Genomic DNA, 290 nt, shown 5'->3' on the forward strand with positions numbered 1-290 from the left:
GCCGGCGTGCCGGTGTTTCTTGCCGATGTGAAAGGTGACGTCACGGGCAAGGCCGAGCCGGCCGACAACGCCGAGGCCATGGCCGAGCGTGCTGCGTCCCTGGGCGCCCAGGGGTGGACGCCCCGCGGCTGCGATGTGCGTCTGTGGGACATGCTCACCGCCGACGGCATCCCCGTGCGCATCACTATCTCCGACATGGGGCCCGACTTGCTCGCTCGCCTGATTGGCCTTACCGACGTGCAGCGCGGCGTGCTGGCCATCGCCTTCCGCCTGGCCGACGACAACGGCAT

1 protein-coding gene is annotated in these 290 nt (G+C 69.7%); it reads left to right on the top strand.

Translation table 11 applies throughout. The features are described 5' to 3' along the window. Positions 1-290 (top strand): helicase HerA-like domain-containing protein (locus PZH32_RS13680; protein ID WP_275208806.1); only part of this gene is annotated, 290 nt, incomplete at both ends.

It is taken from the genome of Adlercreutzia equolifaciens (genome assembly GCF_029076695.1).
GTDB lineage: Bacteria > Actinomycetota > Coriobacteriia > Coriobacteriales > Eggerthellaceae > Adlercreutzia > Adlercreutzia equolifaciens_A.